At 46.8% G+C, this 19,452-nt stretch carries 18 protein-coding genes; 13 read left to right on the top strand and 5 right to left on the bottom strand.

The window, feature by feature from the left end; genetic code table 11:
• Window positions 1–14: 14 nt before the first annotated feature.
• From asd to ACV7NC_RS03420, 12 genes are all read left to right on the top strand, one after another.
• On the top strand, window positions 15–1,127 hold the full coding sequence (asd, locus tag ACV7NC_RS03475) for an aspartate-semialdehyde dehydrogenase (RefSeq protein WP_458154064.1): 1,113 nt from the start codon (window positions 15–17) through the stop codon (window positions 1,125–1,127).
• Window positions 1,128–1,312: 185 nt separating this feature from the next.
• Entirely contained in the window at window positions 1,313–3,769 is a 2,457-nt protein-coding gene (locus ACV7NC_RS03470) for a FimV/HubP family polar landmark protein (protein ID WP_458154063.1), read from the top strand.
• A gap of 61 nt (window positions 3,770–3,830) precedes the next feature.
• Window positions 3,831–4,625 (top strand): tRNA pseudouridine(38-40) synthase TruA, encoded by a 795-nt coding sequence (gene truA / locus ACV7NC_RS03465; protein WP_458154062.1) that lies wholly within the window; start codon window positions 3,831–3,833, stop codon window positions 4,623–4,625.
• A 28-nt stretch (window positions 4,626–4,653) separates the two neighbouring features.
• Entirely contained in the window at window positions 4,654–5,268 is a 615-nt protein-coding gene (locus tag ACV7NC_RS03460) for a phosphoribosylanthranilate isomerase (protein WP_458154060.1), read from the top strand.
• The gene (trpB, locus tag ACV7NC_RS03455) at window positions 5,265–6,464 is read left to right on the top strand and encodes a tryptophan synthase subunit beta (protein ID WP_458154059.1); all 1,200 of its coding nucleotides are present in this window, start codon (window positions 5,265–5,267) and stop codon (window positions 6,462–6,464) included. The genes ACV7NC_RS03460 and trpB overlap by 4 nt, the downstream gene beginning before the upstream one ends.
• A 59-nt stretch (window positions 6,465–6,523) precedes the next feature.
• Window positions 6,524–7,381 carry a tryptophan synthase subunit alpha gene (trpA, locus tag ACV7NC_RS03450; RefSeq protein WP_458154058.1) on the top strand — a complete coding sequence of 286 codons (858 nt, stop codon included), beginning with the start codon at window positions 6,524–6,526 and terminating at the stop codon, window positions 7,379–7,381.
• Window positions 7,382–7,417: 36 nt separating this feature from the next.
• The gene (accD, locus tag ACV7NC_RS03445; RefSeq protein ID WP_458154057.1) at window positions 7,418–8,287 is read left to right on the top strand and encodes an acetyl-CoA carboxylase, carboxyltransferase subunit beta; all 870 of its coding nucleotides are present in this window, start codon (window positions 7,418–7,420) and stop codon (window positions 8,285–8,287) included.
• 20 nt (window positions 8,288–8,307) lie between these two features.
• On the top strand, window positions 8,308–9,612 hold the full coding sequence (gene folC, locus ACV7NC_RS03440) for a bifunctional tetrahydrofolate synthase/dihydrofolate synthase (RefSeq protein ID WP_458154055.1): 1,305 nt from the start codon (window positions 8,308–8,310) through the stop codon (window positions 9,610–9,612).
• Between the two features lie 16 nt (window positions 9,613–9,628).
• Complete coding sequence (locus tag ACV7NC_RS03435; protein WP_458154054.1) at window positions 9,629–10,363, top strand: SPOR domain-containing protein; 735 nt, start codon at window positions 9,629–9,631, stop codon at window positions 10,361–10,363.
• Window positions 10,364–10,419: 56 nt separating this feature from the next.
• Window positions 10,420–10,926, top strand: coding sequence for a CvpA family protein (locus ACV7NC_RS03430; RefSeq protein WP_458154053.1), 507 nt, complete (start codon window positions 10,420–10,422; stop codon window positions 10,924–10,926).
• A gap of 121 nt (window positions 10,927–11,047) precedes the next feature.
• The gene (gene purF, locus ACV7NC_RS03425) at window positions 11,048–12,568 is read left to right on the top strand and encodes an amidophosphoribosyltransferase (RefSeq protein ID WP_458154052.1); all 1,521 of its coding nucleotides are present in this window, start codon (window positions 11,048–11,050) and stop codon (window positions 12,566–12,568) included.
• Between the two features lie 80 nt (window positions 12,569–12,648).
• Complete coding sequence (locus ACV7NC_RS03420; RefSeq protein ID WP_458154051.1) at window positions 12,649–13,824, top strand: O-succinylhomoserine sulfhydrylase; 1,176 nt, start codon at window positions 12,649–12,651, stop codon at window positions 13,822–13,824.
• Between the two features lie 62 nt (window positions 13,825–13,886).
• On the opposite strand, the gene ACV7NC_RS03415 is transcribed toward ACV7NC_RS03420, so the two are convergent.
• Window positions 13,887–14,378 (bottom strand): peptidylprolyl isomerase, encoded by a 492-nt coding sequence (locus ACV7NC_RS03415; RefSeq protein WP_458154050.1) that lies wholly within the window; start codon window positions 14,376–14,378, stop codon window positions 13,887–13,889.
• A 54-nt stretch (window positions 14,379–14,432) separates the two neighbouring features.
• A complete protein-coding gene (locus ACV7NC_RS03410) occupies window positions 14,433–15,002 on the bottom strand; it encodes a peptidylprolyl isomerase (RefSeq protein WP_458154049.1) in 570 nt (189 codons plus the stop codon).
• A gap of 148 nt (window positions 15,003–15,150) precedes the next feature.
• Between ACV7NC_RS03410 and cysS the strand changes: the two genes are divergently transcribed.
• On the top strand, window positions 15,151–16,533 hold the full coding sequence (gene cysS, locus ACV7NC_RS03405) for a cysteine--tRNA ligase (protein ID WP_458154048.1): 1,383 nt from the start codon (window positions 15,151–15,153) through the stop codon (window positions 16,531–16,533).
• Between the two features lie 160 nt (window positions 16,534–16,693).
• On the opposite strand, the gene ACV7NC_RS03400 is transcribed toward cysS, so the two are convergent.
• The 3 genes from ACV7NC_RS03400 to motA are packed head-to-tail and all read right to left on the bottom strand — an operon-like array spanning window position 16,694 to window position 19,277.
• Window positions 16,694–17,440: a hypothetical protein gene (locus tag ACV7NC_RS03400; protein ID WP_458154047.1), complete on the bottom strand. Its 747-nt coding sequence runs from the start codon at window positions 17,438–17,440 to the stop codon at window positions 16,694–16,696.
• Window positions 17,441–17,463: 23 nt separating this feature from the next.
• Window positions 17,464–18,378, bottom strand: coding sequence for a flagellar motor protein MotB (gene motB / locus ACV7NC_RS03395; protein WP_458154045.1), 915 nt, complete (start codon window positions 18,376–18,378; stop codon window positions 17,464–17,466).
• A 38-nt stretch (window positions 18,379–18,416) separates the two neighbouring features.
• A complete protein-coding gene (gene motA / locus ACV7NC_RS03390) occupies window positions 18,417–19,277 on the bottom strand; it encodes a flagellar motor stator protein MotA (protein WP_458154044.1) in 861 nt (286 codons plus the stop codon).
• Window positions 19,278–19,452 lie beyond the last annotated feature (175 nt).

Genomic DNA, 19,452 nt, shown 5'->3' with positions numbered 1-19,452 from the left:
ATAAGAGATTTGCAATGAAACAGGTCGGTTTTGTCGGTTGGCGTGGAATGGTGGGCTCGGTATTAATGCAGAGAATGCGCGAAGAAGAGGATTTTTCTCTGATCGATCCCGTGTTTTTTACAACTTCGCAGAAAGGTGGCGCGGGTCCGGATATTGGCAAGGATATACCCGCGCTGAAAGATGCGTTCGATATCGATCAATTGCGAGCGATGGATATCATCATTTCTTGCCAGGGCGGCGATTATACCAATCAAGTCTTTAAACAGTTGCGCCAAGCGGGTTGGCAAGGATACTGGATCGATGCAGCATCGGCGTTGCGGATGGAAAAAGACGCTGTGATTATTTTGGATCCGGTCAATAAGCCAGTGATCGAGCAGGCGCTTCATGATGGCGTAAAAAATTACATCGGTGGAAATTGCACGGTTAGTCTGATGCTGATGGCCGTCGGCGGCCTTTTCGAAAAAGGCATGGTGGAATGGATGAGCGCGATGACCTATCAAGCCGCTTCCGGAGCCGGCGCAAAAAATATGCGTGAGTTGCTGCAGCAAATGGGTGAAGCGCATCGTGTGGCAAAGGATTTGCTGGAAAATCCTGCTTCCAGTATTCTGGATATTGATCGTGAAGTTGCCGGGACCTTGCGCGATAAAAATTTCCCCAAAGAAAATTTTGGGGTGCCATTAGCCGGAAGCTTGATACCCTGGATTGATAAAGAAGTTGCCAACGGCCAAAGCCGTGAAGAATGGAAAGGGCAAGCTGAAACCAACAAGATTCTTGGAAGAAGCAACCGTCAGATTCCAGTCGATGGGATCTGTGTACGGGTTGGTGCGATGCGCTGCCATAGTCAAGCATTAACAATCAAGTTAAAACAGGATGTGCCTTTGGATGAGGTCGAAGACATCATCGCTAAATCCAACGACTGGGTGCATGTCGTACCCAATGAGCGCGAAGCAACGACAGCAAATTTAACCCCTGCTGCGGTGACAGGCACGCTATCCATACCGGTTGGCCGCTTGCGTAAATTAGCGATGGGCGACGAATATTTATCAGTGTTTACGGTCGGTGACCAATTATTGTGGGGTGCTGCCGAGCCGCTACGAAGAATGTTGCGGATATTGATCGAACATTAATTTCCGTAGTCAGTTGATAATCCTTGTATTTTGAATAACTATCAGAGTCTTTATAAAAGAAATTAGCCTATTATTTAATGCATAATTCCGGCTTGTATGATTACGCCACAATGCTAGCCTTCCGATATTAATTTTCAAAAACTTGAGAGGGTACTTCAGTGTATAAAACATCTTTTAGAGTAAGCTTGTTTGTAATCATTCTGATGCTACCGGCTGCCATTTATGCCGCAGGGCTGGGCAAGCTGACGCTTAATTCAGCATTGGGGCAACCTTTAAATGCTGAGATTGATATTGTCTCTACCAGCAGTGATGAGGTCCCCACTCTAAAAGCCAGTATCGCAACCCGAGAGGCGTTTGCTCAAGCGGGCATAAGCTACGAATCCGTCTTATCGACTGTCAAAGTGTCAGTGGAGTCAAGGGTAAATGGCAATCCTTATGTCAAGTTGACCTCTCCACAAGCTGTCAATGATCCTTTTTTAATGGTTCTAATTGAATTGAGCTGGTCATCCGGCAAGATTCTGCGTGAATATACCGTATTGCTTGATCCGGTTGAATCGACTACCCAGAATTTCGCTGCGGCATCGACAAGCCAGTCGCCGCAGATTGCTACTTCCCGATTGGAGTCCGATGACATACAGGAAAGTGGAAGCAATCTAAAATCAAACACACGGACAAGAGCGCGAGATAGTGGTGGAACCAAGCAAGGCGCCAGAACGTATGGACCGGTTAGCCGTGGAGATACGCTATCGTCGATAGCGCGCCGGGTATTGCCGCCAGGAGTCAATCTGAACCAAATGCTGGTGGCGCTCCACCGCGCCAATCGCGATGCATTCATTGCCAACAACATGAATTTGCTTAAGGCCGGCGCGATTCTGAATATTCCTGATGAAGCTGAAATCGCTTCGATTGACACCACCACAGCAAGCGCCGAAGTCAAGATGCAGACTAATGATTGGCGGCAATATCAATCAAAATTGGCAACCGCCAGCAGAGAATCCTCAAAAACGCATGCCATCAGCCAATCGGATCAAGGGCAAATTACGACGACTATTGATAAGAAATCAATGGCCGCCGATGCACCCAAGGAAGTATTGAAATTGTCGAGCGGTATGCAATTACCGGATAAGGATGGTCAGGTTGCTGATTCGAGCCTGGTTGATCGTTTGCGGATGATGGAAGAAGATGCGATCGCAAGAAATCTGGCGTTGAAGGAAGCTAACGAACGTGTTGCCATGCTTGAAAAAAGCATAGCGAATCTTAAGCATCTGCTGGAATTGAAAGATTCGGTTCTGGCGCAAGCCCAAGTTAACGCTGAATCGGTCACGCAGTCGATAAAACCCGAAACGCAGGCCCCCGCTGTGATTGACGTACCTGCCGGAGCAATGACGGAACCTGAAATACAATCTTTGCCAGCGGAAGCAGAGCATAGTGCCGCAATACAACCTGACCAGGAGCCATTACCTGCAGCTAGCCCTGCACCGCTTCCAGCGGAAGATGAGCAATCGCCGGGTTTGATCGAATTACTCTTCGAAAATATTGAATATGTTGCGGGTGCGTCGATATTGGCGCTGCTACTGGTGTTCTTGATTATCAGAAGACGCAGAAAACAACTGGAAGGCGATGACGAGGAAGAAATTAATAAAGAAGGTTTTTCTTCCGCCATGCGTTCCAGAATGGCGGCAATGGCAGGCGCGTCTGCAGCCACTGCAGCAGCGGCTGTGGATGATGATGAATCGCCGGCTTCTTCCGATACGGGGGACGAAGAATCTACTTATGAAGATACCCATTCTTATTCGGAACCAGCCGATCGAGAAGATGAATTCGATCATGGCGGGACCGATTTTACAGAGCATGATGACGTTCTCGATGAAGGATCGGAATCCATCGTCGCCGTGGCTGATGCCGAATCCGATACCGTAACGATGCAAACGGAACAACCGCTGGACTCAGCATATCTCGAAGAGAACCTTGAGGATAGCGTCGAACAACCGGTTGAATCCGCTTCAAATGATTCAGCAGCGGCTTTCTCCAATGAAATCGATTTTGATCTTGATACCGGGTCTGAAGAAGAAACAAAACGGACATCAGCGCAATTGCCGGAGGATGATGAAATCAGTCAATTGATTGCAGATGACGGGAGTTTGGACTATTCACTGGATGTTGCTGCCGATACAGAAGCTGAAGATTCAAGAAGTACTGCAGCAACAAAGGGTGCAGATACTGATCAGGATGAAATCGTATTGGAATTCGATTCTGCGAACATGGATTTGGAAGATGATAAATCCACAACCCAGAAAGATGAGCTGGTGCTGAGCGATGAATCCGATTCCTTGAGTCCTGCAATTGATTTTGATCAACCTGAAGAGACCACGCTTGATTCTTCTCCTGAGGTTCCGGCTATCGACTTGGCAGATATCAATTTAAATCTCGAAGAATCTGGCCAAGCCGATCAAGTGGAAGAAGCGGCCGATCTGGAAACCAATAGCGAGCAATGGCAGGAGGTTGAGACAAAACTCGATCTGGCAAAAGCTTACCAAGAAATGGATGACAAAGAAGGCGCTCGAGAAATGCTGGAAGAAGTCATTCGCGATGGTGATGCGAAACAAATAAAAATTGCCAAAAAAATGTTGAAGAGCTTGTAGGGTTATCATTAAAAAGGCTGATCACGGATCGTAACCAATTGGCGAGAAAAATATTTCAATTGTGCGTATCGTATTAGTCTTGGAATATGACGGCAGCAACTATTGTGGCTGGCAGAGTCAATCAGAGTCTTGCGCAATTCAAGACGCAGTAGAGAAGGCGCTGTCTGAAATAGCGAAGGAAAACATTCGGATTGTGACGGCAGGAAGGACGGATGCCGGTGTTCACGCGTTTTATCAAGTCGTGCATTTTGATACATTGGTCTGTCGTCCCATGAGTGCTTGGGTGCGTGGTGTTAACGCTTTCCTGCCTAATGATATTTCTATTTTGTGGGCTGGCGAAGTTTCTGACGATTTCCACGCACGCTATAGTGCGGTTGAAAGGCGATATTTGTATTTTTTGTTGAATCAATCAGCCAGACCTGGGATTCATTACAACAAGGTAGGCTGGTTTCATGTGCCGCTGGAATTGGAGAAAATGCAAGCAGCGGGGAAATTCTTAATCGGGGAGCATGATTTTTCATCTTTCCGGGCTGCCGAGTGCCAAGCAAAATCACCGGTGAGAACGATTACACATCTGAACATTGCTCGCCAAGGAAATCTTGTGATTTTTGATTTGCGCGCGAATTCTTTCCTTCACCATATGGTACGAAATATTATCGGCTGCCTTGTTTATATCGGCAAAGGAAAATATTCTGCCGATTGGATTGACGAGCTTCTTAAACACAAAAACCGGACGTTTGCAGCGCCAACTTTTTCCGCAGCCGGTTTGTATTTGGCGGGTGTAAAATACGATCCGAGCTGGCTGATTCCGGAATTTTCCGAATTCCCAATCATTTCTAATGGCGTGATCCGGTAGCATTAATTAAAAATAACTTTTTATTTTCATGTCAGTACGTGTAAAAGTATGTGGAATAACCCGAATTGAAGATGCTCAGGCAGCGATTCAATCGGGAGCGGATGCAATTGGCTTTGTTTTCTGGCCGAAAAGCCCACGCAATATTAACCCTGATTTGGCCGCGCAGATTAGCGCAACGATACCACCCTTCATATGTACTGTTGGCGTATATGTCGATCCGGATGCGGCTTGGGTCATAGAAACTGCCCGGGCAGCCAAACTTAATCTGTTGCAATTTCACGGCAACGAATCGCCGGATTTTTGCAATCAATTTTCTCATCCCTATATCAAAGCAATTCGAGTCAAATCAGACACAGATTTGCTACAATACGCAGAACGTTACCGCACTGCAAAAGGGTTGCTGCTGGACACCTTTACCGAAGGCGTGCCGGGTGGTACAGGCCACGTGTTTGATTGGCACTTAATTCCAAAGAATCTGCCCGTTCCGTTCATTTTGTCCGGTGGTTTGAATCCAGATAATGTTGCAATGGCGATTAAGCAAACGAAACCTTGGGCGGTGGATGTCTCAAGTGGCGTTGAAGCCGCCAAAGGTATCAAAGATAAGAATAAAATTATTGCTTTCATGCAAGGAGTAAAACTGTGAATGCTTATGATCTTCCTAGTAAAGATGGTCATTTTGGTCCGTATGGAGGCATCTTTGTTGCTGAAACGCTCATTTCGGCATTGGAGGATTTGCGGAAACAGTACGAATTTTACCGTGACGATCCCGATTTTCAGGCAGAGTTTGCTTATGAACTAAAGCATTATGTAGGGCGCCCGAGTCCGATCTATCATGCAAAGCGCTGGTCCGAGCACCTGGGGGGCGCACAGATCTTGTTGAAGCGCGAAGACTTGAATCATACGGGAGCGCATAAAATTAACAATACCATCGGGCAGGCGCTTCTAGCCCGGCGCATGGGTAAGAAACGCGTTATCGCCGAGACTGGCGCAGGTCAGCATGGCGTAGCCAGTGCCACTGTGGCGGCGCGTTATGGCATGGAGTGTGTGGTGTACATGGGCTCCGAAGATGTCAAGCGGCAAGCGACGAATGTGTACCGCATGAAATTGTTGGGTGCGACCGTGGTGCCGGTCGAATCCGGGTCTCGGACCTTGAAAGATGCATTGAATGAAGCGATGCGGGATTGGGTCACCAATGTTGAAAACACCTTTTATATTATCGGTACCGTCGCCGGACCGCATCCGTATCCGATGATGGTCAGGGATTTCCAAGCTGTGATTGGGACAGAGGCAAAAGCGCAGATGCAGGAAGAGTTTCAACGTCAGCCGGATGCGTTGATAGCGTGTGTTGGCGGCGGCTCGAACGCAATCGGTTTGTTTTATCCTTATATTGATGATGCTAACGTTCGTTTGATCGGTGTCGAAGCAGCCGGAAAAGGCATTGAAACAAACCAACATGCAGCGACGTTGTCGACCGGTAAACCCGGTGTATTGCATGGCAATCGCACCTACTTGATCCAAGATGAGAATGGTCAGATTATCGAAACGCATTCGATTTCAGCCGGTTTGGATTATCCTGGCGTGGGGCCGGAACATGCATGGCTTAAGGATTGTGGCCGTGCCGAATATGTTGCGATTACTGATGACGAAGCTCTGGAAGCATTTCATACCCTATGCCGCTACGAAGGCATTATGCCGGCGCTGGAATCAAGTCATGCATTGGCTTATGCCGCCAAATACGCACCCACGCTATCCAAGGATAAATTATTGCTGGTTAATCTCTCGGGACGGGGCGATAAGGACATGGCGACTGTTGCGCAAATGTCAGGCTTGACACTTTGATGAAGCCACTCTTATTTTCAATTTTAATCTTCTGGAAAGAGTTCCAATCGGATTACTAAATGAGTTTTATTAAAAGCTTACTGAGTTATTTTAATGGCAGTAGCGATACCGAGAAGTCAAATCGCATCGCTCAAACATTCAATACCTTAAAAAGACAAAACCGTAAGGCGCTGATTCCATTTGTTACAGCGGGCGATCCCAATCCGCAAGTAACGGTGCCGCTTATGCACCGGTTAGTTCAATCCGGCGCGGATATCATTGAATTAGGCATTCCTTTTTCGGATCCAATGGCCGATGGACCTACTATTCAGAGATCATCAGAGCGTGCACTGAAGCACCATGTCAGTTTAGATGCCGTTCTAAGCATGGTCAGTGAATTCAGGCAGACGAATTCGGATACACCGGTTGTCTTGATGGGATATGCAAATCCGGTGGAGGCAATGGGTTACGAGACATTTGCCGCAAAAGCCAAGCAGTGTGGCGTCGATGGCATTCTGATCGTGGATTATCCTCCGGAAGAATCGGCAAAATGGGTGGCCTGTCTCGACCAGCAAGGAATCGACGCGATCTTTCTGCTATCTCCGACCACGCCGCAACAGCGTATCGAACAAGTGGCAAAAATGGCTCGCGGATATGTCTATTATGTTTCATTAAAGGGTGTCACCGGTGCATCGCACCTTGATCTGCAAGATGTCGGCAAGATGCTGGCAACACTGCGGCAATACATCTCAATACCGATCGGGGTAGGGTTTGGTATTCGCGATGGTGCTACCGCAAAGGCAGTTGCAGGCTTGGCTGATGCCGTCGTGGTCGGCAGCCGGATTATCGAGGAAATTGAGCAATCAGCAGAAGCCGAAATATTGGACAAAACCGGTTATCTGTTAAATTCGCTGCGCAAAGCAATTGATGAGAATTGAAGTAATCAGAAACGCACGCTTTAGGATACATTCGTTATGAGCTGGTTCCAAAATATTATCCCTCCAAAAATCAAAAGAAAAGAGGCCGGTGAGAAGAAATTTGTACCTGAGGGATTGTGGAGTAAGTGTAATAATTGTGAAGCGGTTTTGTACTATACCGATTTGGCCAAAAATCTGAATGTTTGCCCCAAGTGTGATTATCATAATCGCATCTCAGCAAGGGATAGGCTGGATTTTTTGCTGGATCCGGAAGGGCGGCGTGAAATCGGCGCGGAAGTGGTTGCAACGGATGTTTTAAAATTCAAAGACAGTAAGCGTTATGTCGATCGGCTGGCGCAAGCTCAGGAAAGTACGGATGAAAATGACTCTTTAGTGGTCATGCAAGGTACGATCAAAACTATTCCGGTTGTTGCTGCGGTATTCGAATTCGGTTTTATGGGCGGTTCCATGGGATCGGTTGTGGGTGAACGTTTCGTGCGTGGTGTCAAAACCTGTATAGATCACCATATTCCTTTTATTTGTTTCAGTGCCAGCGGCGGTGCGCGAATGCAGGAGGGGCTGTTTTCCCTGATGCAAATGGCGAAAACAACGGCTGCTTTAACGCGTCTCAGTCATAACAAATTGCCGTTTATTTCGGTATTGACCGATCCGACCATGGGCGGTGTATCCGCCAGTTTTGCCTTTATCGGAGATGTCGTGATCGCCGAGCCGGGTGCATTAATCGGATTTGCGGGGCCGCGCGTGATTGAGCAGACAGTGCGGCAAACACTTCCCGATGGTTTTCAGCGTGCTGAATTTTTGCTGCAGCACGGGGCAGTCGACATGATTGTCGATCGCCGCCAAATGCGCGATAAGCTCGTTAATCTCTGTACCCAGTTGATGCGTATTCCCGCTCCGTTAACATAATTTTCGCCTGGATTCTACACATGGATGTACCGGGTCTGACAGCGGATTCACTTGCAGATTGGTTACATTACCTCGAATCGTTGCATCCGAGCGCCATCGAAATGGGATTGGAACGGGTTGCCAATGTTCGATCCGAGCTAGGGCTAATTCCTCGATTTCCGGTCATTACAGTAGGCGGCACCAATGGAAAAGGTTCCGTTTGTGCAATGCTTGAAGCAATCCTGCAAAGCGCGGGCTATCAAGCAGGATGCTACACTTCTCCGCACTTACTTCGCTTCAACGAACGGATTCGAATCGATGGAAAAGATGTTGAAGACACAAAACTTTGTCAGGCTTTTGCACAGGTGGAAGTTGCGCGGCGCAATTGTCACACATCGTTAACTTTCTTTGAATTTGGAACTCTCGCTGCGATGTATTTGTTTATTGAAGCACGCGTCGATGTGGCGATTCTTGAGATTGGCCTGGGCGGACGTCTTGACGCGGTTAACATTTTTGATCCGGATTGTGCCATTCTAACCAGCATCGATCTGGATCACATCGAATATCTGGGAGATACGAGAGAAAAAATCGGATTCGAGAAAGCTGCGATTTTCCGGCATGGCAAGCCAGCCATTTGCGCGGATACCGATGTGCCGGATTCGGTGTATCAGCACGCAACTAAAATTGGCGCGCAATTCCATAGATTCTCGAGAGAGTTTGGTTTCCAATCAAAAGACAAGCAGTGGGATTTTTGGGGACCGAAGGGATGGCGTTATTCATTGCCTAATCCATCTTTACGGGGCAATAAGCAACTGCAAAACGCCAGTGCATGCCTGGCCGCTCTGGATACAGTACATGAATTATTGCCGGTTAGCATGAGTGATATTCGTCAAGGATTGCTCAAAGCAGCCGTGCCCGGTAGATTCCAAGTTATTTCAACCCAGCCGATGATTATCCTGGATGTCGCGCACAACCCTGCGGCTGCTGCGGTTTTAGCACAAAACTTAGCCGCGACCCCGTGCGCGGGGCGGACTTATGCAGTATTTTCGATGCTGCAGGATAAGGATACCCAGGGTGTCGTGCAAAAGCTTAAAGACGAAATCGATGTCTGGTTGCTATTTCCCATTCAATCGCCGCGTGCTGCAACTGTCGGGCATATCGCCGAAGAAATTGGAAATGCGGGCTTTTCAGACATAAACCAGTCGATATGTCGTTTTTCTGATGGCATTGAAGCTTTTGCTTTTGCCTGTGAACAAGCATCCAAAAATGATAGAATTTGCATATTTGGATCTTTCTATACGGTTGGCGATGTGCTGAATCATTTGCACATGTCTTCCCTAGAGTAGTAACCGGATATTTCAAATGAATAAAAATATCAGCGAAGAGGAATTATTACTACGTAAACGTGCGAGAAGGCGGCTGGTCGGCGCTATCGTTCTGGTTCTGATTTCTATTATTGTTTTGCCTGCAATTTTCGATGAACCCAAGCCGGAAACGGAGAAACATGAAATTGCAATCAATTTGCCGGAAGCGAATAGAAATGCAAGCAAAGCGGTATCGTTACCAAAAGAAGATTCTTCAATAAGTACAGAATCATTGAATGCGTTCGATCCAGCGGAAGTACAAGAGAAATCCGCGATAGCTATGCAAAATAGGGATGAGAATAACGAATCGCCAAATTCTCAGAAACGTATCCCGATTCCCGGTATTAAACCAAAATTCGAACGGCAAGTGACTCCGGCCAAAGTGGCGCCGCCAGTGGCAGCAATCGCCCCTAATACCAATGCAGTGACACCGAGTGCGCCGCCACCAAATGCTCCAAGCGTACCACCAGTTGTTAATGCGCCAGTTCAAGCGCCTGATGCAGGAAAAGGATTTGTCGTTCAATTAGGCGCTTTTTCTGATTCAGAGAAAGCCAAGCTGCAGCAAGCGCTGCTGCTATCGAACGGTTTTAAGGCTTATACCGAGTCATTGGTTATCAATGGTAATCAAGTAACACGGGTTCGCACAGGCCCATTTCCGACTCGAAGTGCTGCGGATGGTGAAATAAAAAAATTAAAAGCGCTTGGTCTGGATGGCGTAGTGGTACCGAGATAAGTTGATATCGCGATTATTCTTGCTAATCATTTAACAAAAAGTATCGATCACAACTGATGACTGCTTTTGATTACGTTGTTTCTGCTATTTTCTTAGTCTCGATTGTGCTGAGTATTCTGCGCGGATTTGTCCGTGAAGGATTGTCCATTGCAGGGTGGATTGTCGCTTTTATTGTAGCTAGCTCCTATTCGTCGTTAACGGAGCAATTTTTGCCGGGTGAGATTGTCGGTGAAACCCTGCGTTATGCCATTGCTTTTGTTGTGACATTTCTTGCGGTGTTACTGATAACGGCGCTCGCAACGATGTTACTATCCGCTTTGATAAAGGGCATTGGTTTAGGATTTATCGACCGGTTGCTCGGTTCTGTTTTTGGGTTTATCCGGGCGCTGGTAATCGTGATTTTACTGGTTTTGATGGCGGGACTGACCACCATCCCGAATCAAGTTTTCTGGAATCAAGCTTTATTAAGCGGACCTTTGGAGTCAATCGCGACCCAAGTGCTGCCATGGCTGCCCGATGATTTGTCAAAACGCATTAGCTTTGAAAGAAAAGATAATTTTTAAGTGGCAAAGAGCGTAATGACTGGTTTTTTTGTTTTTTGAAAAGCAACAGCAGCGCGGTAATTGAGTAAATTAACTCCAAATTTAATTCTGATTAAATAAGGCAAAACCAACGGAGCTTTCTATGTGCGGAATTCTCGGTATCGTTGCAAAATCTCCAGCGAATCAGCTGCTGTATGACGGATTGTTGATGTTGCAACATCGAGGACAAGATGCAAGCGGCATTGTGACTGCGCAAGGCAATACCTTTCATATGCACAAAGGCCTTGGTTTAGTCCGGGATGTGTTTCGTACCAGAAATATGCGCGCGCTATCCGGGAATATTGGCACCGGCCATGTGCGTTATCCGACCGCAGGGTCCGCTAATTCACCCGCTGAAGCGCAGCCGTTTTATGTCAATTCTCCCTTTGGAATCGTATTAAGTCACAATGGTAATTTGACCAATGCCGAACAGCTCAACCAAGAGCTTTTTAAAACCGACCTGAGGCATGTCAATACTAACTCGGATTCGGAAGTGTTGCTAAATGTCCTTGCGCACGAACTGCAAAAGAGCACCAAAAATTGTCAGCTTGATCCAGCGGCAATTTTCTCGGCGGTTGCTGGCGTGCATAAACGATGCAAAGGCGCCTATGCCGTGATAGCCATGATCGCTGGCTATGGATTATTGGCTTTTCGCGATCCTTATGGCATTCGCCCGTTGGTCTTCGGAACTGCGGAGAATGAGCTGGGCGATGAATATCTCGTCGCTTCGGAAAGCGTGGCACTGGATACACTAGGTTTCAAATTGATCCGTGATGTCGCACCGGGAGAAGCGATTTTTATCGACGAAGACGGTAATTTTTATAATAAGCAGTGCGCAACCCAAGTTTCTCTGAATCCATGTATTTTTGAGTATGTTTATTTGGCTCGCCCTGATTCCGTCATTGACGGTATTTCCGTTTATGAGACCCGTTTGAATATGGGGGAACAGCTTGCGGAAAAAATTAAGAAAACAATGCATCATTTGGATATTGATGTTGTAATTCCAATCCCAGACTCCAGTCGCCCCAGTGCGCTGCAACTTGCCAATCACCTAGGCATCGAATTCCGGGAAGGATTTATCAAAAATCGATACGTTGGGCGTACATTCATCATGCCGGGACAGCAACAAAGACGTAAATCCGTGCGGCAAAAGCTCAATGCCATGAACATTGAATTCCGCGGGAAGAATGTACTATTGGTCGACGATTCGATTGTGCGAGGCACCACCAGCCGTGAAATTGTTCAAATGGCTCGTGAAGCCGGCGCCAATAAGATATTTTTTGCTTCGGCTGCTCCCCCGGTAAGATTTCCAAATGTTTACGGAATCGACATGCCGACCCGGCAAGAGCTGATCGCTACCGATCGGACTGTGGAAGAAATTTGTGAAGAGATCGGAGCGGATTATCTGATATTCCAGGATCTGGAGGCGCTGACTCATGCGGTATCCAAGGTATCACCTGTGGTACAAAACTTTGAAACATCCTGTTTCAATGGTGTTTATATCACCGGTGACGTGACGCATGAGTATCTCAACACATTGGAATTACAAAGAAACTCTAACCAACCGCTTTCGTCTGCACAGTCGAAAACGCAACTGGATTTGAGTTTGGTTTTTTCCGATTGAATTCATTGTAATCGCGATCGAGAACCCGTATTTCATCGAACGAACGTAACCATCTAACTCACTTTTCGTTTTATTTTCTTATGTCCGATAATTTGCAACCAGAAACGCTCGCGCTACACACCGGTATTCATCGCAGTCAGTTCAATGAGCATTCTGAAGCAATGTATTTGACTTCCAGTTTTGTGTTTGATAGCGCTGCGCAAGCGGCTGCCCGTTTTTCAGGCAGCGAACCCGGCAATATCTACGCGCGATTTACCAATCCAACCGTCACTGCATTTGAAGAACGTCTAGCGGTGCTGGAAGGAGCGGAAACATGCATCGCGACAGCTTCCGGAATGTCGGCGATTTTAGCCTGTACCATGGGGTTACTGTCAGCAGGAGACCATATCGTCGCTTCGCAAAGCTTATTTGGTGCGACCGTTAATTTATTTAACAACATTCTGAAGAAATTCAATATTGATACGACTTTTGTGTCGGCAACCGATGCTAGTGCATGGCAAAGCGCAGTGCGACCTAACACCAAGCTTTTTTTTCTGGAAACACCTTCCAATCCATTAACTGAGATTTCTGATATTGAGGCTTTGGCCCGGATTGCGAAAGCCACCGGTACATGGCTGGTTGTAGATAATTGTTTCTGTACGCCGATTTTACAAAAACCGCTGGAACTGGGGGCGGATATTGTGATTCATTCCGCGACCAAATATTTGGATGGTCAAGGAAGAGTCCTGGGCGGTGCAGTACTCGGAAAACGGGAGCTGCTGATGGATGGCGGTGTGTTCGGTTTTTTGCGAACCGCCGGTCCGACGCTGAGCGCTTTTAACGCTTGGGTCATTTTGAAAGGATTGGAAACACTCAAAATCCGTGTCGAAGCACATTCCGAAAATGCTCTGAGGATGGCGCAATGGCTGGAGAAGCAACCGAATGTGACGCGCATTTTTTATCCTGGACTGGAATCCCATCCCCAGCACGATTTGGCAAAACATCAACAAAAATCAGGGGGAGGGATAGTTACGTTCGAAGTTAAAGGCGGCAGAGAGGCTGCATGGCGCGTGATTGATTCGACTCGATTGATTTCGATCACCGCAAATCTGGGGGATGCAAAAACCACACTGACACATCCAGCAACCACAACGCATGCACGGATTAGTCAGGAAGCTCGTGATGCTGCCGGAATCACCGATGGATTGCTAAGGATCGCGGTTGGATTGGAATCCGTTCAGGATTTGCAAGCCGATCTGGCGCGGGGTTTGACCTGAGCCTCTAGCTACCGGCCAGTGACAGTCCGGTAAGCGAAAAAGCTCGTTTTGCTGCTTCGTAACTAAATGACTTCGGCTTTCTCAATGACGACATCTTCCAGTGGTACATTCTGATGACCGGCAAAATCCCCGGTTTTGACTTTTTTGATTTTATCGACGACATCTTGCCCTTCGACGACTTTTCCAAAAACACAATAGCCATAGCCTTGTGGTGATGGCGATTTATAGTTCAGAAAACCGTTGCTGGTCACATTGATAAAGAATTGTGCGGTCGCCGAATGGACATCCGCTGTTCGTGCCATTGCAATCGTATAGGCATCATTTCTCAGGCCATTGGCAGCCTCGTTGTGAATAGGCGGCTGGGTTGGTTTTTGTTTCATTCCGGGCGTAAAGCCTCCACCTTGGATCATGAAATCGTCAATAACGCGATGAAACAATGTATTATCGTAAAATCCGCTCGAAACATAGTTCAGAAAATTTTGTACGGTTTCTGGCGCTTTTTCACTGTCGAGATCGAGTATTATCGTGCCAAAATTAGTTTGCAGTTTGACCATATCAGTCCTAAATTGATTAATGAATCGTATTATTGAGTACTGTCGTTCTTACGGCTAGGGCAGTTTTACAATATCCTCAATAATCACCTTATTTTTCGGTACATCGGTCGGAAACGGCCCGGCTGGGCCAGTTGGGGTCGCAGCAATTTTGTTTACAACATCCATCCCGCTCACAACTTTTCCAAATACTGCATACCCATAACCGCTTTGATTTGGCGCTTTAAAATCCAGAAATTTATTATTGGCGACGTTGATAAAAAATTGCGCCGATGCGGAATGCGGATCCGAAGTTCGGGCCATCGCAATCGTTCCGATTTCATTTTTAAGTTCATTGGCGGCTTCATTGCGAATCGGAGCGCGGGTTGGTTTTTGGTTAAACGCCGGATCGAAACCGCCGCCCTGAATCATAAATCCGGCAATGACGCGATGGAATATCGTATTTTTGTAGAAACCATCTTCGACATATCCCAGGAAGTTTTCAACGGTTTTGGGAGCCTTGTCAGGATACAGTTCCAGAACGATGTTACCAACGTTCGTCCTCATTTCAACCTTGATAGATGCCGCGAAGACGTTCAAATGAATTGAAATTAGAATAAGGAGCAGAAGAATTTGGTAGCGTCGCATCGATATTGAACCTGTGGTAATGGATGGTAAGAGTTTCGTATAAACACTATGTTATACTCTGCGGCTGTTTATTTTGGGCGCAGGTAACAACAGTTTCCGAGATTCTATCAATAAGATAGGCTGGATTACAATTTGATTCGTTAATCATATGCTAAAAATTTATAACTCAATCGCTCGCGAAAAACAAGAATTCGTTCCTATCATACCCGGGAAAGTAAAAATCTATGTTTGTGGCATGACAGTTTATGATTATTGCCATTTGGGACATGCACGGGTTCTGGTGGTTTTTGATATGGTAGTCCGGTGGCTCAGGGAAAGTGGTTTTGAAGTAATCTATGTTCGGAATATTACCGATATCGACGATAAGATTATTCTTCGTGCGCAACAGAACAAGGAACCGATCGGGGATTTAACCGCTCGTTTTATTCAAGCAATGGATGAAGATGCTGCGGCTCTCGGTGTGGTGCCGCCCAGCCAAGAGCCGCGAGCCACTGGCTATGTGAGCCATATGATCGCTATGATCGATACGTTGGTTAAAAAGAATCTGGCGTATCAAGCCGGTAATGGCGATGTGTATTTCTCTGTTCATAATTTCCCCGGTTATGGAAAATTGTCGGGTAAATCGTTAAGCGACCTTCGTGCCGGCGAGCGGGTTGAAATTGATTCCAGTAAAAAGGATCCGCTGGATTTCGTATTGTGGAAATCCGCAAAGGCCGGAGAGCCCTTTTGGGAATCTCCATGGGGCAATGGGCGCCCAGGATGGCATATCGAATGCTCGGCCATGAGCGAGCAGTTGTTGGGTATTCATTTTGATATCCATGGAGGCGGTCAGGATTTGCAATTTCCGCATCACGAAAATGAAATCGCCCAAAGTGAAGGTGCGCATGATCATGTTTTCGTGAATTACTGGATGCACAACGGTTTCGTGCGCGTTGACAATGAAAAGATGTCGAAATCGCTTGGGAATTTCTTTACTGTGCGGGAAATTCTTAAGTTATACCAGCCGGAAGTTGTGCGGTTTTTTATATTGCGAGCTCATTATCGCAGTCCGCTCAATTATTCCGATCAACATCTGAAAGATACCAAGCTGGCGCTCGACCGGCTGTATATCGCACTAAAGGATGCCGGTTCGCTCGAGATACAAGCCATTGACTGGAATCACCTTCAGGCACGAAAATTTAAAGCGGCCATGGAAGATGATTTCAATACACCGGACGCCATCGCCGTCTTGTTCGAGCTGGCGAGTGAGATCAATAAAACCGGTGCAAAGGATAGCGCTGCCTTGTTGAAAGCTCTGGGTGGATTATTAGGCTTGCTACAACAAGATCCGGTTGATTACTTGCAAAGCGCTTCTGTTACCGTTAGCGCTGCTTCACTGGCACCTGAACAGATCGAAACCTTGATTCAGCAGCGTATCGAAGCCCGTAAAGCGGGGCGTTATTCGGAAGCGGATGAAATCCGAAAAGACCTCCAGCAGCAAGGCGTTATTTTGGAAGATGGTCCACAGGGCACTACCTGGCGGCGCGCCTAGCAGACTGTTGAAAAACTATCTGCGTTGCCGCTACCGTGTTAAAAACAAACTCAAGTTGTTTATTTATTAGGAATAAACCACAATTCGTACCTGTTTATGCCTTTATCGACTGCTTCGGGAACGTTTCTAAACAACCAGCCAAATCAATCAAATGTGATTGTCATAAACGCCAGAGATAAAGCGTTGAATTAGAAAAATCGTTCAACTGGATGCTTTTATCCGGCGCAACACCAGGAATAACGAAAGTATTGCTGATTAACAGACTTCCCGGGCGCATTTCTTTTTTTGCTTTTTGCCACAACGAGTGCATCGGAACCGGTGATAAATAGGCGTAAACCACGTCATAGTGTGAAAAATCCTGTTTCCAGAAATCTCCCCAACACACATCATACCCGGAGCCAAGCAGGCTTCTTAATTTGCTGATGACATAAGGTACCGGCGCCGATTCGATGCCATGAAAAGAGCCGTTATCATGAGTATCGGCAAGATTTTTTAATAATCCGCCACAACCGCTGCCTAGGTCAATAAATGAAAATTGTTGTTGTTGGGGTAATAAAGTCTCGAGTGCTTGATTGACATTTTCGCTGGAGAGATACAAAGGTACTTGTGTCACGAACGATTTACCATAGATTAACAACAATCCAAGGAACAGTAATAAATACCAAGTTGATGAAATATTCCATGTCAAAGCGACGAGGACCAGCGGCATAAATAAGAGATGCATGGGTATCCACCATACCGGCAGTCTTGCAACAAAACTCAGTAAGCTGGCTAGCAATCCCTGCAAAATCACCCATTCCAATAGACCGGCGCTATCGGAGAGTACTGCTAATAGAGCCCCGGCGGTCACAGTTGCTGTAACCTGGATCGACAATGCAGCGATGCTCGGATGAAAACGTTTTAGCATGTTAATGCAGTCCTCGTATGTTTTTAGGGATTTTGCAGCATTTCGGTGTCTGGTTGATCTTGCAGATCGATATCGATGGTCGGATTGTCCATCGTCACCGCTTTCTCGGCCCGCTCGTTCATAACTACGATACTGATGCGGCGGTTGATCGGGTTGAGCGGATCATCCTTGTCAAAAAGAACGGCCGAAGACAATCCGATGACTTGCAGGATTTTATTGGTATCCATACCGCCGGCAACCAGTTCTCGCCTTGAGGCATTGGCGCGATCCGCCGATAGCTCCCAATTGCTGTAACCTTTATCGCCCGAAGGGAATGGCTTGCCATCCGTATGTCCGGAAAGACTGATCTTGTTGTCGACATCGTTCAGCATTTTGCCGATTTCACGCAATATGGTCTTGGTATAGGGTTGTAACTCCGCTCGTCCCAGCGCAAACATCGGACGATTCTGTTCATCGACGATTTGAATTCTTAAACCATCGGAAGTGATATCCAATAGCAGTTGATTAGCGAATTTCATGAGTGCAGGATTGTTTTCAATCGCTTCTTCGATCTTTTGCTTCAATCCTTCCAGCTTTACGCGTTCTGCTCGTTCCCGGATGATTTTTTTGGTTTGGGCATCGTCGTCTTTGATTGCGCCTTTCTTGACTTCACCATGCTGGCGGGTTAAGTCGGTGCCACCGCCTTTAAGCACGCTATTGCTCTCGCCAATCGATGAGCCGCCCATCAAAGCGACTTTCAGGGGCGTTTTGAAATATTCCGAGATGCCTTCCAATTGGCTCTTGGTTGACGACCCTAGCAACCACATCAATAGAAAGAATGCCATCATTGCCGTTACGAAGTCGGCATAGGCAATTTTCCAGGCGCCGCCATGATGACCACCTGCAACCTTCTTGATTCTTTTGATAACTATCGGGCGCTGTGCAAGATCGTCAGCCATAATTATTCCTGTCGTTCAGAGGGAAAAGAAATTAATCGTTATTTGGACTTGCTTTGTTTGACGTGTTCTTCCAATTCCATGAAAGACGGTCTTTCGGTCGTAAATAGTACTTTCCTGCCGAACTCGACTGCCAAAACCGGCGAATAACCGTTTAGATTGGCGAGCAAGGTGATTTTGATGCATTCGAACATCTTACTGGATTCATGGAGATTATGTTCCAGCTTACCCGCCAATGGACTGACGAAACCGTAAGCCAGCAAAATTCCGAGGAAGGTACCGACTAGCGCCGCCGCAATCAAAATTCCCAATTCGCTGGGCGGCAGATGCACCGATTCCATGGTATGCACCACACCCATTACCGCAGCTACGATCCCGAATGCGGGTAATCCGTCGCCGAGTTTTGATATCACATGGATCGGAACCTCACCTTCTTGATGATGTGTTTCCAGTTCGCTATCCATCAAGCTTTCGATCTCCAGCGAATTCAAATTGCCGCCCACCATCAGACGTAAGTAATCCGTAATAAACTCAGTGATATGGTGATCGGCCAGGATATCAGGATATTTCGTGAAAATCGGGCTATTCGAAGGATCATCGACATCGCCTTCGATTGACATCAAGCCTTCTTTGCGGACTTTACTGAGTATTTCGTACAACAATGTCATTAAGTCCATATACAATGCTTTATTGAGCTTCGAACTCTTGAACACAGTCGGTAGCGCTTTCATGGTGGCCTTTAATGCTTTATTCGAGTTACCGACAACGAATGCTCCGATAGCGCCTCCGCCAATCATGAGAAGCTCCACAGGCTGCCACAGCGAAGCCAAGTGACCTCCGGCTAGAGCAAAGCCGCCGAAAACAGAAACAATAATAATGAGATAACCAACAGATACGAGCATTGCGATGACTCCCTAGAATGTAATTACGCAATTGTTGATGGCAAATTCTGGAGTGAGAAATTAACACATTCACCTAACATTCATTCGTAGGGATAAGGTCAGTTTTTTCCCGGTATTTTCAGGTTTTTTTATTTTCTTTGGGAACAAAGTACCGCTACGGTGCCGGAAATAGCTT

The sequence above is a fragment of the Nitrosomonas limosa genome, assembly GCF_054188085.1.
The sequence above is the reverse complement of the archived record's forward strand: the minus strand, read 5'-3'. Positions and strand labels throughout refer to the sequence as shown.

Coding starts and splice junctions, on each gene's coding strand:
- asd (WP_458154064.1), top strand. CDS start 15: ATGAAACAGGTCGGTTTTGTCGGTTGGCGTGGAATGGTGGGCTCGGTA.
- ACV7NC_RS03460 (WP_458154060.1), top strand. CDS start 4,654: ATGTCAGTACGTGTAAAAGTATGTGGAATAACCCGAATTGAAGATGCT.
- trpA (WP_458154058.1), top strand. CDS start 6,524: ATGAGTTTTATTAAAAGCTTACTGAGTTATTTTAATGGCAGTAGCGAT.
- accD (WP_458154057.1), top strand. CDS start 7,418: ATGAGCTGGTTCCAAAATATTATCCCTCCAAAAATCAAAAGAAAAGAG.
- folC (WP_458154055.1), top strand. CDS start 8,308: ATGGATGTACCGGGTCTGACAGCGGATTCACTTGCAGATTGGTTACAT.
- ACV7NC_RS03435 (WP_458154054.1), top strand. CDS start 9,629: ATGAATAAAAATATCAGCGAAGAGGAATTATTACTACGTAAACGTGCG.
- ACV7NC_RS03430 (WP_458154053.1), top strand. CDS start 10,420: ATGACTGCTTTTGATTACGTTGTTTCTGCTATTTTCTTAGTCTCGATT.
- purF (WP_458154052.1), top strand. CDS start 11,048: ATGTGCGGAATTCTCGGTATCGTTGCAAAATCTCCAGCGAATCAGCTG.
- ACV7NC_RS03420 (WP_458154051.1), top strand. CDS start 12,649: ATGTCCGATAATTTGCAACCAGAAACGCTCGCGCTACACACCGGTATT.
- ACV7NC_RS03415 (WP_458154050.1), bottom strand. CDS start 14,378: ATGGTCAAACTGCAAACTAATTTTGGCACGATAATACTCGATCTCGAC.
- ACV7NC_RS03410 (WP_458154049.1), bottom strand. CDS start 15,002: ATGCGACGCTACCAAATTCTTCTGCTCCTTATTCTAATTTCAATTCAT.
- cysS (WP_458154048.1), top strand. CDS start 15,151: ATGCTAAAAATTTATAACTCAATCGCTCGCGAAAAACAAGAATTCGTT.
- ACV7NC_RS03400 (WP_458154047.1), bottom strand. CDS start 17,440: ATGCTAAAACGTTTTCATCCGAGCATCGCTGCATTGTCGATCCAGGTT.
- motB (WP_458154045.1), bottom strand. CDS start 18,378: ATGGCTGACGATCTTGCACAGCGCCCGATAGTTATCAAAAGAATCAAG.
- motA (WP_458154044.1), bottom strand. CDS start 19,277: ATGCTCGTATCTGTTGGTTATCTCATTATTATTGTTTCTGTTTTCGGC.